This window comes from Streptomyces sp. NPDC002125, from assembly GCF_053593715.1.
Window position 1 is genome coordinate 15,514 of record NZ_JBSFDD010000003.1, and the last position, 14,802, is coordinate 30,315.

Annotated in this window: 15 protein-coding genes and 2 tRNA genes; 6 read left to right on the plus strand and 11 right to left on the minus strand. The window is 70.5% G+C overall.

The genetic code is table 11. From position 1 onward, the window contains the following. Nucleotides 1–84: 84 nt before the first annotated feature. Both ACWCQM_RS05850 and ACWCQM_RS05855 read right to left on the minus strand, forming a co-directional pair. Nucleotides 85–831, minus strand: coding sequence for a MerR family transcriptional regulator (locus ACWCQM_RS05850; protein WP_450914101.1), 747 nt, complete (start codon nucleotides 829–831; stop codon nucleotides 85–87). A gap of 114 nt (nucleotides 832–945) precedes the next feature. Further along, nucleotides 946–1,019: transfer RNA gene (locus ACWCQM_RS05855), tRNA-Met, on the minus strand. A gap of 215 nt (nucleotides 1,020–1,234) precedes the next feature. Here ACWCQM_RS05855 and ACWCQM_RS05860 point away from each other — a divergent pair. The 4 genes from ACWCQM_RS05860 to ACWCQM_RS05875 all read left to right on the plus strand — a co-directional run bounded on the left by ACWCQM_RS05860 (nucleotide 1,235) and on the right by ACWCQM_RS05875 (nucleotide 3,792). Beyond that, nucleotides 1,235–1,564, plus strand: coding sequence for a hypothetical protein (locus tag ACWCQM_RS05860; protein WP_450914102.1), 330 nt, complete (start codon nucleotides 1,235–1,237; stop codon nucleotides 1,562–1,564). Between the two features lie 203 nt (nucleotides 1,565–1,767). Then, nucleotides 1,768–3,153: an FAD-binding oxidoreductase gene (locus ACWCQM_RS05865; RefSeq protein ID WP_450914103.1), complete on the plus strand. Its 1,386-nt coding sequence runs from the start codon at nucleotides 1,768–1,770 to the stop codon at nucleotides 3,151–3,153. A 206-nt stretch (nucleotides 3,154–3,359) separates the two neighbouring features. Further along, a complete protein-coding gene (locus ACWCQM_RS05870) occupies nucleotides 3,360–3,512 on the plus strand; it encodes a hypothetical protein (protein WP_267074538.1) in 153 nt (50 codons plus the stop codon). A gap of 58 nt (nucleotides 3,513–3,570) precedes the next feature. Continuing rightward, entirely contained in the window at nucleotides 3,571–3,792 is a 222-nt protein-coding gene (locus ACWCQM_RS05875) for a hypothetical protein (RefSeq protein ID WP_073750943.1), read from the plus strand. A gap of 28 nt (nucleotides 3,793–3,820) precedes the next feature. Here ACWCQM_RS05875 and ACWCQM_RS05880 read toward each other — a convergent pair whose 3' ends face one another. Beyond that, nucleotides 3,821–5,161 (minus strand): ABC transporter substrate-binding protein, encoded by a 1,341-nt coding sequence (locus tag ACWCQM_RS05880; protein ID WP_450914104.1) that lies wholly within the window; start codon nucleotides 5,159–5,161, stop codon nucleotides 3,821–3,823. A 233-nt stretch (nucleotides 5,162–5,394) separates the two neighbouring features. Further along, nucleotides 5,395–6,849: an MFS transporter gene (locus ACWCQM_RS05885; RefSeq protein ID WP_450914105.1), complete on the minus strand. Its 1,455-nt coding sequence runs from the start codon at nucleotides 6,847–6,849 to the stop codon at nucleotides 5,395–5,397. 175 nt (nucleotides 6,850–7,024) lie between these two features. Here ACWCQM_RS05885 and ACWCQM_RS05890 point away from each other — a divergent pair, with 175 nt between their 5' ends. After that, nucleotides 7,025–7,480, plus strand: a complete 456-nt coding sequence (locus ACWCQM_RS05890; RefSeq protein ID WP_450914106.1) for a MarR family winged helix-turn-helix transcriptional regulator — start codon at nucleotides 7,025–7,027, stop codon at nucleotides 7,478–7,480. Nucleotides 7,481–7,593: 113 nt separating this feature from the next. Continuing rightward, a complete protein-coding gene (locus tag ACWCQM_RS05895) occupies nucleotides 7,594–7,992 on the plus strand; it encodes a VOC family protein (protein WP_450914107.1) in 399 nt (132 codons plus the stop codon). A gap of 498 nt (nucleotides 7,993–8,490) precedes the next feature. Here ACWCQM_RS05895 and ACWCQM_RS05900 read toward each other — a convergent pair. The 7 genes from ACWCQM_RS05900 to ACWCQM_RS05930 form a co-directional block, all read right to left on the minus strand. After that, nucleotides 8,491–8,567: transfer RNA gene (locus ACWCQM_RS05900), tRNA-Lys, on the minus strand. Nucleotides 8,568–8,658: 91 nt separating this feature from the next. After that, the gene (locus ACWCQM_RS05905; RefSeq protein ID WP_450914108.1) at nucleotides 8,659–10,233 is read right to left on the minus strand and encodes an amino acid permease; all 1,575 of its coding nucleotides are present in this window, start codon (nucleotides 10,231–10,233) and stop codon (nucleotides 8,659–8,661) included. 187 nt (nucleotides 10,234–10,420) lie between these two features. Beyond that, nucleotides 10,421–12,661: a DEAD/DEAH box helicase gene (locus tag ACWCQM_RS05910; RefSeq protein WP_450914109.1), complete on the minus strand. Its 2,241-nt coding sequence runs from the start codon at nucleotides 12,659–12,661 to the stop codon at nucleotides 10,421–10,423. A 209-nt stretch (nucleotides 12,662–12,870) separates the two neighbouring features. Beyond that, nucleotides 12,871–13,431 (minus strand): hypothetical protein, encoded by a 561-nt coding sequence (locus tag ACWCQM_RS05915; RefSeq protein ID WP_450914110.1) that lies wholly within the window; start codon nucleotides 13,429–13,431, stop codon nucleotides 12,871–12,873. A 125-nt stretch (nucleotides 13,432–13,556) separates the two neighbouring features. Further along, nucleotides 13,557–13,934 carry a fluoride efflux transporter FluC gene (locus tag ACWCQM_RS05920; RefSeq protein WP_450914111.1) on the minus strand — a complete coding sequence of 126 codons (378 nt, stop codon included), beginning with the start codon at nucleotides 13,932–13,934 and terminating at the stop codon, nucleotides 13,557–13,559. After that, on the minus strand, nucleotides 13,931–14,356 hold the full coding sequence (gene crcB, locus ACWCQM_RS05925; RefSeq protein ID WP_450914112.1) for a fluoride efflux transporter CrcB: 426 nt from the start codon (nucleotides 14,354–14,356) through the stop codon (nucleotides 13,931–13,933). The genes ACWCQM_RS05920 and crcB overlap by 4 nt, the downstream gene beginning before the upstream one ends. Further along, nucleotides 14,353–14,706 (minus strand): metallopeptidase family protein, encoded by a 354-nt coding sequence (locus ACWCQM_RS05930; RefSeq protein ID WP_015578045.1) that lies wholly within the window; start codon nucleotides 14,704–14,706, stop codon nucleotides 14,353–14,355. Before ACWCQM_RS05930 ends, crcB begins: the two co-directional genes overlap by 4 nt. Nucleotides 14,707–14,802 lie beyond the last annotated feature (96 nt).

Consider the following 14,802-nt stretch of genomic DNA (forward strand, 5'->3'; position numbering starts at 1 on the left):
ACCCAGGCTGGCCGGAGCCGCGCCGAGCGGCGACCCGTCATCGGCCAAAGGGAGGAGCGCGCCGGAGCCCCGCCCCGCCGGAGGTCAGCCGGAGAGCCGGTGCTGCGCGTAGACCGTCAGTGCATCCCGTACGAAGACGGCCGTTCCGTCCCCGTGCCGATCGTAGTTCTTCGCGAAGCGCGGATCGGCGGCGTACATCTCGGCGAGGCCCGTCACATAGGAGCGCGTGGGCTCCCTCGTGACCGAGAGCCAGTCGCAGTGCCGGCGCGCGATGTCCTGCACCTCCTCGGCGCCCGCGTCCCGTCCGGCCGCCCTCGCCCGGCCGTAGTCCCGGGCGATGGTCTCGTGCTCCTCCTGGAACCGGGCCCGCTCGGCGGGGCCCAGCCCGCGCCACCACCGGCCGCTCCGCTCGTACGCCTCCCGGCCCCAGCGCTCGGTGACCTCCTGCTCGTACACCGTGTGATCGAAGCCGTCGAACACTTCCTCGGCCATGAGCCCCTCCCCTTCCTCGGTCCTCCGGAGAGTGGTCCGCACCGAGGAGATCTGCCGCCCGATGCGCTCCCGCTCCTGCTCCAGCAGGCCCAGATGGGCCCGCAGTGCCGCGGAGGCGTCCCGCTGCCCCTCCAGTACGTCCTTGATCGCGGGCAGCGAGAGCCCCAGCTCCCGCAGCAGCAGGATGCGCTGGAGCCTGACCAGGGCCTCCTGGTCGTAATAGCGGTAGCCGTTGGCACCCGTGCGGCTCGGCACCAGGAGGCCGAGGTCTCCGTAGTGCCGGAGCGTGCGGCTCGTGGTGCCCGCGTGGCGGGCTATCTCCTGTATGGACCACTCCATGCGGGAAACGGTAGATCTTTACGCAACGTCAAGGTCAAGCCCGGAGCGGACGACCGCACGCGGGCATACGACAGAGGCCCGGATCCTTGGAAGGATCCGGGCCTCTGTCTTCAGTAGCGGGGACAGGATTTGAACCTGCGACCTCTGGGTTATGAGCCCAGCGAGCTACCGAGCTGCTCCACCCCGCGTCGTTGTGAGAGCAACTCTACGCCATCCCGGAGGCTGCCCTGACCACCCCGCCCTGCCGCCCGTCCACACCTCCGGACACAGGGGAACCCCTCATCACCGATTTCTCGCACCAACAATGGGTGCTTTTCCCGCAGTTGGCAGGCATAGTGCCGTGATCAAGGGTGTTTGCCGCACCCCCGAACCTGCTCATCGCCTGTCTGGAGGGCCTCCCACCATGTCCACACCGCTCAGACCTGCCCGGACCCCCGGTTCCGCACAGTCGCCGCTCCGCGCCTCGCTCGTCAACGGGCTGATCGGCGCCGTGTTCGGGGCGGTGATCAGCGCCGCCGTCAACTACCTGGTCATCGGTGTGCCCGACAGCGCTTCCGCCAACGCGCTCAACCACGCGATATCCGGGCTGTTCAGCGGGTTCGCGGCCGGGTTCATCGGGCTCATGGTCCATCTGCGCGGGACGGCGCGGGAGCGGGAGGACGCGACGGCGTCCCCGGCCGGAGGCGCGGAAGCACCTCCGGCCGAGGGCGCGGCAGCAGCACCGCAGGCGTGACCCCGTGCCGTGCCCCGGCCCGCACCCGGGGCACGGCACCGCGCGATTGCGGGCCCTGCCCGGCGGCGGGACGCTGGAAGGACCAGCCATTCGGTGTTCGGTCCCGTCTGCGCGGCATCCAGAGGTGCCTGCGTCGACCTCAGCAGCCTCACCCGATGCACGGAGCCAGGGGAGGCCGGGCGCACGCGCGCTAGGAGACGACCATGGACGGCACCACACTCGAAACGATGCGAGGCGCGTTGCGCGGCCCCGTCATCGGCCCCGACGACCAGGAGTACGGGCAGGCCCGCACGGTCTACAACGCCATGATCGACAAGAAGCCGGCCGCCGTGGTCATGTGCCACGACACGGCCGACGTCATGGCTGCCGTCGACTTCGTGCGCGAGCACGACCTCTCCGTCGCCGTACGCGGCGGCGGACACAGCGGTCCCGGCCTCTGCCTCGCCGACGACGCCGTCACCCTGGACCTCTCGCCCATGCGCGGCGTACGCGTCGACCCCGCCACCCAGACCGCGCAGGCCGACGGCGGCGCGAAGCTGGGCGACCTCGACCACGCCACCCACGCGTTCGGCCTCGCCACCCCGGCGGGCATCATGTCCACGACCGGTGTCGGCGGGCTCTCCCTCGGCGGCGGCCACGGCTACCTCACCCGCAAGTACGGCCTCGCGGCGGACAACCTGGTCTCGGCCGACGTGGTACTGGCCGACGGCACCTTCGTACCCGCGAACGCGAGCGAGAACGCCGATCTGTTCTGGGCGCTGCGCGGCGGCGGCGGGAACTTCGGCATCGTCACGTCCTTCGACTTCGAGCTGCACCCCGTGGACACCGTGGGGGTCGGGGTCACGGTGTGGCCGCTGGACCTCTTCCACGACGTGATGCGCTGGTACCGCGAGTTCCTGCCGCAGGCGCCCGACGACCTGTACGGCTTCTTCGCCTCGCTGACCGTCCCGCCCGGCCCGCCCTTCCCCGAGGAGATCCACGGCCGGAAGATGTGCGGCGTCGTCTGGTCCTCGACCGCGGACCCGGACGCGCTGGAGGAGACCCTCCGCGTGGTGGACGAACCGGGGCCGCCCGCCTTCCACTTCACCTCGCCCATGCCGTATCCGGCGCTGCAGACCATGTTCGACGAGCTGCTCCCGACCGGTCTCCAGTGGTACTGGCGCGGTGACTTCTTCGACCGGATCACCGACGAGGCCGTCGATGTGCACGCCTCCTTCGCCGAGAAGCTCCCCACCGGTCTGTCGACCATGCACCTGTACCCGGTCGACGGTGCGGCGGGCCGCGTCGGGCCCGACGACACCGCCTGGGCCTACCGCGACGCGCTCTGGTCCGGCGTCATCGCGGGCATCGACCCCGATCCCGCCAACGCGGGGGCCCTGCGCGACTGGGCCGTGGGCTACTGGGAGGAGCTGCACCCGCACTCCATGGGCGGTGCCTATGTGAACTTCCTGGGCGCCGGTGAGTCCCAGGACCGGGTCCGGGCCACCTATCGCGGCCACTACGACCGCCTCGCCGAGGTCAAGCGGACGTACGATCCGCACAACCTCTTCCACGCAAACCAGAACATCGAGCCCGCGCCGCCGCACTGACCGTCATGCCGGGCTCGCAATTCCGGGGGAAAGCCGTGCTGGGAGGGTTACAGTCTGCATGCACCGCACGATGATCCGGACGCCCCCGGAGCGGCGCGGCACCGGTAGCGGCACCTCGTAGCCGTACCGGTCGGGACCAGTCCGGCATTTCTCCCAGCGGCTCGGTCACAGGGCTCTCACCGCACACCTACGTACAGGACACCGAGATGACCGACATGCCCGCCCGCACGACCCAGCGGCACCCGGACAGCACGACCGCGACCGACGGGCCGGGCACCGCGGCACCGCTGCCCACTCCGCAGTACGCCGGGCTGTTCATCGAGCCCGATCTGCCGCCGGTCACCGACGAGCCGGAATGACCCCCGCGGCCGTCGGCCGGGCCAGTGACCGGCCCGGCCGTACGGTCGTTGGGAGACCATGCGCATCCGTATCGGTGTGGTCGTCCTCGCAGTGGTCCTGCTGATCGCCGCGTTCATCTCGAACATCCCCACCCGGGCCGAGACCGAGACGGCCTGCCGGCGGGCCCTCGACAACACGTCGACGTGGACCAACCGGCCGGACGTCTGCCTGGACGTGTCCGCGGAGACCTACCGGACGTTCCTCCTGATGTACGAGCTGCGCGAGGAAGGCCTGGACTGAGGGCGGACCCGCCGGGTGTACGACGACCTCAGCCCTGCTGTTCCTTCCACTCCGCCTGGGCCTCGTCGAGGCTCTCGGCGAAGGTGTCCAGGAACTCCTTGGCGCTCGTCTTGCCGAGCAGCACCTTCTGGAAGCCCGCTTCGCTGTCGGCCTTGGACAGGGTGTTCCAGTCAGGCAGGTAGTACGGCAGCTGGACGATCCTGGTGTCCCCGGAGAACAGCGCGTCGGCGCCCAGCTTGGTGGTCTCGGCCTTGTCGAGCCACGGGTCCTTCGCCGCTTCCTTGTTGGCCGGGATGAGGCCCGCGGACTCGCTGAACTTGGAGTTCGAGGCGTGCGAGGCGGCGAACTCGATGAACTTCCAGGCCGCCGCCTTGTTCTCCGAGGACTTGAGCAGCCCGAGGCCTGACACCGGGTTGGAGACCATCACCCGGGTGCCGTCGGCCAGTTCGGGCTGCGGGATGCCGCGGAACTTGGACACGCCCAGCGAGCTCACATGGTCCTGGTACGAGCCCAGGTTGTGGTTGAGCATGGCGATGCTGCCGGAGTCGAACTGGGCGACCATCTTGGTGAAGTCGTTGTTGAGGTCGGCCTCGGGGGTGGCCTTCTTGTACAGGCCGACGTACTTCTCCAGGGCCTTGACGTTCTTGGGGTCGTTGACCGTGGTCTTCGTCCCGGACTCGTCCCAGAAGGACTGGATGCCGGACTGCCCGTACATCGCGTCGAGCGCCTGGGCGATGGAGCCCGGGCCGCCCCGGATGGTGTAGCCGAACTGGTTCTTCCGCTTGTCCGTCAGCTTCGCGGCGGCCGCGTAGAACTCGTCCCAGGTGTCCGGCTCGTCCAGTCCGGCCTTCTCGAACAGGTCGGTGCGGTAGTAGAGGACGCCGTTGGTGGCGGAGATCGGCACCGTGTAGACCTCGTCCCGGCCGGCCGCGCTCCGTACGTTCTCGATCATCGCCTCGTTGAGCTTGCCCTTGAGCGAGCTGTCCGCGATCCGGCCGTCCAGCGGCTCCAGCGCGTCCTGCGCGGTGATCCCCGCGACCATCGCGGCGCCGACCCCTCCGACGTCCGGCAGGCCGCCGCCCTGGATGGCGGTGTCGTACTTCGACTGGGCCTCGGTGGACGCGATGCCGACGTACTGCACGTCGATGTCCGGGTTGGCCTTCTCGAAGTCGGCGATGATCTCCTTCCAGATCGCCGTGCGGACACCGCCGTTCTCGTCCCAGAAGACGATCTTCCCGGTGCCCGAGCCCTCGGCGCCCTTCGCTCCTGCCATGCCGCTGCCGTCGTCACCGCAGGCTGTCGCGGTGAGGGCCAGGGCGGAGACCAGGGATACGGCGGCGGCGAGACGGCTGCTGCGGGGCTTGATCATGTATCGGCTCTCTTCTCTGGGATACGGAAGCGCGGGAGCCCGGCGGTCCCTCCGTTCTCGGCTCTCATATCGCGTCTCATATATGACATACGAAGGGCAACGCGAAGAACGTAAGTCGGCCCACACCCATGGTCAATGCCCGTGCAGCAGAAAGTTCCGCGCACGCGGAAGCGCCCCGTCCGGCGGACGGGGCGCTTCCGTGGGCTGCGGCCTGGCTCGGCCGCGTACCTCGGTCAGGCTTCGGCGGCGACCTTGCCGGCCGGGACGGCGCCGGAGGTGTCGTCGTCCTTGGCGGAGCGGACGAGGCCCGGGATGAGCGCGGCGACAGCGGCGGCGACGAGGGCGACTCCGCAGCCGATCATCAGGCCGACACGGAACCCGTCCTCGGAAGCGAGCGAGAAGCCGCCGAGGTTGATGGTCATCTGGGCCAGCACCACGCCGATGACGGCCGATCCGATGGTGGTGCCCAGCGAGCGCATCAGGGTGTTGAAGCCGTTGGCGGCAGCCGTCTCCGAGAGCGGCACCGAGCTCATGATCAGCGCGGGCATCGCGCCGTAGGCGAGGCCGACGCCGCTGTTGATGACGATGCCGACGACCATCAGGCCCCAGGCGGAGCCCATCAGGAACAGGGAGAGGCCGTAACCGGCGGAGATCACGAGCGCGCCGAGCACGAGGGCGATCTTGGGGCCGCGGGCGTTGATCAGCTTTCCGCCGAGCGGGGAGACGATCATCATCATCACGCCACCGGGAGCCATCCACAGACCGGCGGCCAGCATCGACTGACCCAGGCCGTAGCCCGTGGCCTCCGGGAACTGGAGCAGCTGCGGGGCGATCAGCATGAAGGAGTACATGCCGACGCCGACCAGGATCGACGACACGTTGGTCAGCAGCACGCGCGGGCGGGCGGTGGTGCGCAGGTCGACCAGCGGGTCACGGGTGCGCAGCTCGTAGAAGCCCCAGGCGCCGAGCGCCACGACCGCGACGGCGAACAGGCCGAGCGTGGTGCCCGACCCCCAGCCCCAGTCCGCGCCCTTGGAGATGGCCAGCAGGAGCGAGACCAGCCCGATCGCGAGGCCGACCGCGCCGGGCGCGTCGAAGCGCTGCCCCTTGGCGCCGGCCGGGATGTCGGGGACGAAGGACCAGATGAGCACGGCGATGGCGAGCGCGAGCACCGCCGAGCCCCAGAACAGGACGCGCCAGCTGGTGTACTCGGCGACGGCGGCCGATATCGGCAGACCGAGGGCGCCGCCGATGCCCATGGAGGCGCTGACGAGGGCGATCGAACCGCTGAGCTTCTCCGTGGGCACCACGTCACGCAGCAGCGCGATCCCCAGCGGCACCATGCCCATGCCCATGCCCTGGAGCCCGCGCCCGACGATCATCGGCACCACGGAGGAGGCCAGCGCACACACCACGGAGCCGACGATCAGCGGGACCGAGCAGGCCAGTAGCATGCGGCGCTTGCCGAGGAGGTCGCCGAGCCGGCCGGTGACCGGCACGCACACGCCCGCGACCAGCAGGGTGACGGTGACCACCCAGGCCGCGTTCGAGGACGAGGTGTCCAGGATGCGCGGCAGCTCGGCGATGAGCGGGGTCACCAGCGTCTGCATCACGGCGGCGACGGTGCCGGCGAGTGCCAGCGTCGTGATCACACCGCCTGCGCGGGCTGTGGGCTGGGACGTGTCCATATGTCGGGCCTCGGCTATCCGGTCGGTTCGATGGGAAGATTGGCATCGTACACATCTATTGCATCATGCATGTCGTGTGGCATATGCAAGTCTTGGTAAACATACGATGAAGCCGGCACGCACGACGGCACGACGACACACCGGCCCGCCCGGCAGGAAGCAGGAGGTGCCCGCGATGAAGAGGGCAACGCATGAGGTCGAGTACGAGCAGATGCTGCTCAGCCGGCACGGCCTGCTGACCCACAGAAAGGGCCGCCGCAAGGACGGCCTCCTGGAGCGCAGCGCATACGTCCTGCTCAGCCGCATCCGCGTCCAGGGCCCGATGTCCGTCGGCGAGCTCAGCGAGGCCTTCGACCTCGACGTCTCCACCCTCAACCGGCAGACCGCCGCGGTCATGCGCGCCGGCTTCGTGGAGCGCATCCCCGACCCGGACGGGGGCATGGCCCGCAAGTTCCGCATCACGGAGGAGGGCGCGAGGACCCTCGACGTGGAACGCGAGGGCATGGTCAGCTCCCTGGAGCGCGTCATGGCCGACTGGGCCGACGAGGACATCTCCGCCTTCGCCGGCTACCTGCGGCGCTTCAACTCCGACATCGAACGCATCGGCGGCCGGCCCTGGCCGCGCCCCTGAGACCCGCGAGGCGAGATACGGCCACCACGGCAGCCGGATACAGGACGGACTCCGTCCTGTACGGCTCCTAGCCTGCGACGTGCACGACCACCAGCACGCCTCAGGAGCCCGGAATGAACATCGTCTCCATCCGCATCATCACCGATAACGTCGCACGCCTCGTCACGTTCTACGAACGAGCCACAGAGGTGAGAGCGACATGGGCCAACGGGGACTTCGCCGAGCTCAGAACCTCCGCGGCCACCCTCGCGATCGCGAGCACCCGTACCGTCCCGGTCTTCGCCCCCGGCTCCGCCCGCCCTGCGGAGAACCACAGCGTGATCACCGAGTTCCTCGTGGACGACGTGGACCGGGCATACGGGAACCTGCGTTCCTTCGTCACCGACGTCGTGACCGAGCCCACCACCATGCCATGGGGCAACCGGTCCCTGCTCCTCCGTGACCCGGACGGCAACCTGGTCAACTTCTTCACGCCCGTCACCCCTGCCGCCGTCGCGAAGTTCACCCGCTGACACGGCCCAGACCCTCGTGCGCCCCGTACCCGTTGAGGACGGAGCACTCCGCGAGGCCGAGTCGGCCGTCCATGCGAACATGGGTACGGGTACTCATGCCGCATCCCGCCACCCGACGGCATCATGTGTCTCACACCGGGCAACACGGGGGTTCGAGTCCATGACGACGTGCAAGAAGTGCGGAGCGCGGAAGCGCCGTTGGCCCCGCTCCTGTTCCCGGTGCCGTTCAGGATCTTCGGATCGGGCGGAAACAGCCGTGGAGACCGCCGAACTGGCCGCGGAACTGGGGCTGCTCGGCTGGATCGGGCGAGGCGTCATGACCATGGTGCGGCTGGCGCTGCGCGCGATCGGCTGACCGGAATCGCTCCCCGTGACGCACTGAGGCGCTCTCCTCGGCGGTGGGCGCACTCGCCCATCCTGTCGGGCCAGCAGCACTCACGCATGCGGCCCGGAACAGCAGTGGACCCCTGCTCACACGCGCTCTGAGCTGGGGTCCAGTGGTAGGCCGTGTGGGACTCGAACCCACAACCAACGGATTAAAAGTCCGCTGCTCTGACCAATTGAGCTAACGGCCCATGATGGATCACCCCCGAGCATAGCTGCCCCTGGCCCGGCAGCCGATCGGGTATCGGGTGCCGGGCCCTGTCGTGGTCGGGGCGGTCCGGGTCAGTCCGTGGTTTCGTCCGTGATCGTGCCCTTGTGAACCGGGGTGGTCTGTTTCAGGAACCAGTGGCGGGCCGAGACCAGCCACCAGACGGCGGCGAAGCCGAGGACCACCAGGACGGCCAGGGGTGCGTAGTTGAAGCTCTCCCAGGTGACCGGGGACACCTGGGGCAGCATGAACAGCACCGTGATCACCGCGACCCAGGACACCGCGACGATCCCGATGGGCCGGGACCAGCGGCCCAGGTGCCAGGGGCCCCGGACGAAGTCGTCGCCGCGCAGGAGGCGGAGCAGGGTGGGGATGACGTAGGCGATGTAGAGGCCGATGACCGCGATGGAGGTCACCGCCGCGTACGCCGTGACGTTGATCAGGTACGGGAGGCCGAGGGCCAGGGCACCGAGTGCGGCCAGCCAGACCGCGGCGACGGGGGTGCGGGTGCGGGGGCTGACCGTGTGCCAGACGCGGGAGAAGGGCAGCGCCCCGTCGCGCGAGAAGGCGTAGATCATGCGGCTGTTGGCGGTCACGGAGGCCATGCCGCAGAAGAGCTGGGCGCCGATCACGACGAGCAGCAGGAGTTTGCCCGTCGTGGCGCCGAGCGCGTCCAGGAGGATCTGGGCGGGCGGGGCGCCGGTCGGGGAGTTCAGGGCGCCGTCGTACGACTGGATGGCGAAGGTGAAGCCCAGCAGGAGCACGAACCCGGCGATCCAGGACGTCCAGATCGACTGCACGATGCCGCGCGGGCCCGCCACGGCCGCGTCGTGGGTCTCCTCGGTCATATGGGCTGAGGCGTCGTAGCCGGTGAAGGTGTACTGCGCCATGAGCAGGCCGATCATCACGACGTAGAACCCGCTGCCCCAACCGGTGTTGTTCACGAACTCGGTGAAGACGTACGACGCCGACTGGTGCGAGTCGGGTACGAAGGTCAGCGCGCCCACGATGACGGCGACCCCGACCACGTGCCACCACACGCTGACGTTGTTGAGGAAGGCGACGATGCCGACGCCGAAGGTGTTCAGCAGGCCGTGCAGGATCAGGATCGCCGCGAAGAGCAGGATCGTGCGGCCCGGGGTGACCTCGAAGCCGAACTGGAGGTTCAGATAGGCCCCGAGGAAGGACGCGGCGCCGAAGTCGATACCGGCGGTGACGGCGACCTGGCCCAGCACGTTGAACCAGCCGGCGAACCACGCCCACGCGGCGGCGGAGCGCGGCGGGGCGAGACGGTGGGCCCAGAAGTACAGGCCGGCGGAGGTCGGGTACGCCGAACAGATCTCGGCCATCGCGAGGCCCACGAACAGCGTCATCAGCCCGACGCCGACCCAGCCCCAGGTGATGACGGCCGGCCCGCCCGTGTTCATGCCGAACAGATACAGCGTCAGGCAGCCGGAGAGCACCGAGATGATCGTGAACGAGACGGCGTAGTTGGAGAACGCGGACATCCGGCGCGCGAGCACCTGGGTGTAGCCGAGTTCGGCCAGCCGCTCCTCGTCGGAAAGGGGAGCGGCCGGGGAAGGAGGAGCGGGCGGGCCCGCGGAAGCGTCGGGTGGTGGCACCGCCACGGCGGCATCGTCGTTTGTCATGCCCCCAGCGATGCCCTCGCCGGGGGCACGGCATGCGCCCCTCACTCCATGCGTCGTACCGCTAAGGACGGGGGTGCGTTTCGAACCCGTTCAATGGCCCGGCATCCCGGCAGGTCGCGCACAACGCCGCAGGGCCCGTACGGCACCGGAGTGCTGTACGGGCCCTGCGTCGGTCGATCAGCGGCGATCAGCCGTTGCGCTTCCAGCGCGGCTTGTCGTCGCGGCGGCCGAAGGTGCCGGTGCCGGTACCCGTGCCGGTGCCACCGCGGTGGTCGTCACGGCGGCCGGTCGGACGGTCGCCGCCACCGGAGCGGAAGCCGCCCGAGGGGCGGTCGTCGCGGCGGTCGCGGTTGAACGGACGGTCGCTGCCGCCGGAGCGGAAGCCACCGGAGGGACGGTCGTCACGACGGTCGCGGTTGAACGACGGACGGTCGTTGTCACGACGCTCGAACGAACGGCCACCCCGGTCGTCGCGGCGGTCACCGCCGGAGCGGAAGCCACCGGACGGACGGTCGTCACGACGGTCGCGGTTGAACGACGGACGGTCGTTGTCACGACGCTCGAACGAACGGCCACCCCGGTCGTCACGACGGTCACCGCCGGAGCGGAAGCCACCGGACGGACGGTCGTCACGCCGGTCGTTGCTGCTGCGGAACGACGGCCGGTCGTTGCTGCCCCGGTAGCCGGAGCCACCGGAGGGACGGCCACTGCGCTCGCCGACACGGTCGTTGCCGCCGCGGTAACCGCCACGGTCGTCACGGCGGTCACCGCGGTCGTCACGGCGGTTGAAGTTGCCCCGGTCGTCACGACGGTCGTCGCGCGCGGCCGGCTGCTCGGGGACGGACGCTGCGGCGACGAGCGCCGCCTCGGCCTCGGCGGCGGCCTCGGCCACCGCGGTCTCCGGGTCGTCGCCCCGCTCGCGGGCGGCACGGGCGACCAGGCGGTCGGCCTCCTCGCGCAGCTCGACGGCACGGCGCTGGACGCGCTCCAGCTGCTTGGTGAGGTCGGCGGCCTCGCGCTCGGCCTGCTTGGCCGCGTTGTTCGCGGAGTCGGCCTGGACCTCGGTCAGCGAACGGGCACCGGTGATCTCGGCGACCTCGGGCTCGAAGACGCCCGCGCCCTGCACGATGTGGCGCGAGGCGTCGACGCCCGCGTCCTCCATGAGGCGGAAGATCTGACGGCGCTGGTGCGGGAGCGCCAGCGAGACGACGACACCGGACTTACCGGCGCGGGCGGTACGGCCCGAGCGGTGCAGGTAGTCCTTGTGGTCGCCGGCCGGGTCCACGTTCAGGACGAGGTCGATGCCGTCGACGTGGATGCCGCGAGCGGCGACGTCGGTGGCGACGAGGGCGTTGACGTAGCCCTTCTTGAAGTCCTCGAGAACGCGGGTACGGGCGCCCTGGGTCATGCCGCCGTGCAGCGCGTCGGCCTTCACGCCGGACTCGATGAGCTGCTCGGCGATGCGGTCGGCGCCCAGCTGGGTGCGGACAAAGATGATCGTGCGGCCCTTGCGGGCGGCGATGGCGGCCGTGACGGGCGCCTTGTCCTTCGGCTTCACGACGAGGACGTGGTGCGACATGGTCGAGACGTTGCCCTGGGCGCTGTCGACCTCGTGGGTGACCGGGTTGCTCAGGTAGCGCTTGACGAGCGTGCCGATCTCGTTCTCCATGGTGGCGGAGAAGAGCATGCGCTGGCCGCCGCCGGGGATCTGGTCGAGCAGCTCGGTGACCTCGGGCAGGAAGCCCAGGTCCGACATCTGGTCGGCCTCGTCGAGCACCGCGACCTGGACGCTCGAAAGGGAGCAGGCGCCGCGGTTGATGATGTCGCGGAGACGGCCCGGGGTGGCGACGAGGACGTCGACACCGCGCTCCAGCGCGTAGATCTGGTTGCCCATCGACGTACCGCCGCAGACGACCTTCATCTTCAGGCCGAGCACGTCGCCGTAGGGCTGAAGCGCGTCCGCGACCTGCATTGCGAGCTCACGGGTCGGCGTGAGGATGATCGCGCGGGGCTTCTTCTTCTCGGTGTGACCGCCGGCCAGCGCGGCCAGGGTCGGCAGACCGAAGGAGAGCGTCTTGCCGGAGCCGGTACGGCCACGGCCCAGGATGTCCTTGCCGGCCAGGGCGTCCGGGATGGTCGCGGCCTGGATCGGGAAGGGGGCCGTCACACCGTTCTGCGCGAGCTTGCGGACGATGCCCTCGGGCAGGCCCAGGTCGGCGAAGGTGATGCTCGGCTCGGCGTCCTCGGCGGGAGCGTCCTCGGAGGCGACGTCCTCGGCGGCGGGCGCCTCGTCGGCGGCCGGGACCGCCTCGGGGGCCTCGGTCACGACGGCCTCAGCGGCCTCGACGACCTCGGCCGCCTCGATGTTCTCGACGTCGTTCTCGACGTTCTCGGGCATGACGGTGCGGTCAGAACTGGAAATTGACATGCGAAATGCGAAACCTTCCGGAGTCTCGGCACGCGCCCGTAACTCCGTGATTCGCAATTTCGACCGCCTCAATGCGGTCCAGCCACGGCAAGGGAGAGTACGCGCCACACGGCGCTCTTCTGTGTCGGCGCCGGGCAATGGGATCAAACGATCTACTACCATACGCACCCTCCCCCACTTCGCGCAAACCGGGTCCGCCGAGACCCCGCTCACACGGGCGCGACCTGCGGTGATGCCACCGGAGTCGGCCACACCTCCACCCGGCCCTGCGGCCCCATCGCGTCGGTACGGAACTGCGCGGCCGGCGAGGCCGAGGGCGGCTCCTGAGGAGGCGACGGCTCCGGTTCGGGCGAGGGCGGCGGCGTCTCCGGGGTGACCGGCGGGGGTGTCGGCTCACCGGGGCCGGGCACGCTGGGCTCCGGGGTGGGCAGGTGGCCGCCCAGGGTCGGCTCCGGAGTTCCGGGGCCGCCGGGCTCCGGCCGCGCCGCCCCCGGGGTGGCCGCGGGGCCGCCCGAGGCCTTGTCGTCCGGCTTCCGGGACGCGCCCCGGTCGGACTGTGCCTCCGCACGGCGGTCGCCGGGGCCGCCGTACCGGCCGGTGCCCGAGACGGTCCCGCCGTCCGGCCGGCTGTCCGATGCCCCCTTCTGGCTGGAGGGGCGCGGAGGCTCGGGCTTCCCGGCGTCGCCGCCGACGCTCATACAGCCTGTGGACACGGCGATCGTCAGCACGCTGACGGCTGCCCGGCGGACGCGGACGGACAACTGGCGCACGGGGTGCACCTCCGGGGCGGAGAGGGACGGCGGTGAGGGGGAGCGATGTGTTCAACTCCCCTGCCCCCGCCGGGGACACGCCCGGACACAACACCCGCACACCCGCCGGCCCCCGGGCCCGTCCCTCAGGACGCCCCGAAACCGCCCAGGAGTTCGGCCCCCAGGAATACCGCCCCGAGCCCCACCAGCAGCGACGCCAGCACATTGGCCGCCGCGAGGAAGCCTCGGCCCGTCTCGGCCAGCCGCAGCGTCTCGTACGAGAACGTCGAGTACGTCGTCAGGGCCCCGCACAGTCCCGTGGCCAGCAGCGCGTGCGCCGGCCCGGACACCGCGGCCCCGGTCAGCAGCCCGAGCAGGAGGCTCCCGGCGGCGTTGGCGGTGAAGGTCCCCCACGGGAACACGTACGGCAGACCCGCCCCGTGCCGCGCCTGGACCGCACGGTCCGTCAGATGGCGCAGCGGGGCCCCGACCGCGCCCCCGAGGGCGACGAGCAGCCAGTTCACGCCGTGCCGCCGGGCCGGGCCACCGGACGCCGGTCCACCAGCGCCCGGGTCAGCACCGCCGCGCCCCACACCGCGAGGAGCGCCGCCACAGCGGTCCCCGCCATGTACGCGACCGCCCGCGCCACCTCCTGACGCACCAGCAGGCCGGACACATCGGCGGCGTACGTCGAGAACGTCGTGAACCCGCCGAGCACGCCGACCCCCAGGAACGGCCGCGCCAGCGGACGCGTCACCCTGCCCCGCTCCGCGGTCAGCACCATCAGTACGCCGATCAGGGCACAGCCCGACACATTGACGGCGAAGACCGTCCAGGGGAACTCCCCCTCGGCGGCGGGCCAGGCCAGGGACGCCGCGTAACGCGCCGTGGCCCCGGCCGCGCCGCCCGCCGCGACCGCGGCCAGGACCCGCCAGGGGGGGATCATCCGTACCCCAGTTCGTGCAGCCGCTCGTCGTCGATGCCGAAGTGGTGGGCGATCTCGTGGACGACGGTGATCTCCGTCTCGGCGACCACGTCCTCGCGGGTCTCGCACATCCGCAGCGTCGGCCCCCGGTAGATGGTGATCCGGTCCGGCAGCACCCCGGCGTACCACTCGCCGCGCTCGGTGAGCGGCGTGCCCTCGTAGAGGCCGAGCAGCTCCCGGTCCTCGGGGTCCTCCGGCTCCTCCTCCACGAACACCGCGACGTTGTCCATCAGCCGCATCAGCTCAGGCGGGACCCGGTCCAGAGCCAGGCTCACCAGCTCTTCGAACTCCTCGCGCGTCATCTCCAGCACCCCGCCATTGTCACGTACGCACGCCCCGGACGGGCGGTACCCGCCCGTCCTCAGGGCCACCCGCCCGGCCCACCCCGGCCCGCGGCCCGCATGCCT

Bases quoted from the DNA above. Each gene is read 5' to 3' on its own strand.
- ACWCQM_RS05850 (WP_450914101.1), bottom strand. From the start codon at position 831: ATGGAGTGGTCCATACAGGAGATAGCCCGCCACGCGGGCACCACGAGC.
- ACWCQM_RS05860 (WP_450914102.1), top strand. From the start codon at position 1,235: ATGTCCACACCGCTCAGACCTGCCCGGACCCCCGGTTCCGCACAGTCG.
- ACWCQM_RS05865 (WP_450914103.1), top strand. From the start codon at position 1,768: ATGGACGGCACCACACTCGAAACGATGCGAGGCGCGTTGCGCGGCCCC.
- ACWCQM_RS05870 (WP_267074538.1), top strand. From the start codon at position 3,360: ATGACCGACATGCCCGCCCGCACGACCCAGCGGCACCCGGACAGCACG.
- ACWCQM_RS05875 (WP_073750943.1), top strand. From the start codon at position 3,571: ATGCGCATCCGTATCGGTGTGGTCGTCCTCGCAGTGGTCCTGCTGATC.
- ACWCQM_RS05880 (WP_450914104.1), bottom strand. From the start codon at position 5,161: ATGATCAAGCCCCGCAGCAGCCGTCTCGCCGCCGCCGTATCCCTGGTC.
- ACWCQM_RS05885 (WP_450914105.1), bottom strand. From the start codon at position 6,849: ATGGACACGTCCCAGCCCACAGCCCGCGCAGGCGGTGTGATCACGACG.
- ACWCQM_RS05890 (WP_450914106.1), top strand. From the start codon at position 7,025: ATGAAGAGGGCAACGCATGAGGTCGAGTACGAGCAGATGCTGCTCAGC.
- ACWCQM_RS05895 (WP_450914107.1), top strand. From the start codon at position 7,594: ATGAACATCGTCTCCATCCGCATCATCACCGATAACGTCGCACGCCTC.
- ACWCQM_RS05905 (WP_450914108.1), bottom strand. From the start codon at position 10,233: ATGACAAACGACGATGCCGCCGTGGCGGTGCCACCACCCGACGCTTCC.
- ACWCQM_RS05910 (WP_450914109.1), bottom strand. From the start codon at position 12,661: ATGTCAATTTCCAGTTCTGACCGCACCGTCATGCCCGAGAACGTCGAG.
- crcB (WP_450914112.1), bottom strand. From the start codon at position 14,356: ATGATCCCCCCCTGGCGGGTCCTGGCCGCGGTCGCGGCGGGCGGCGCG.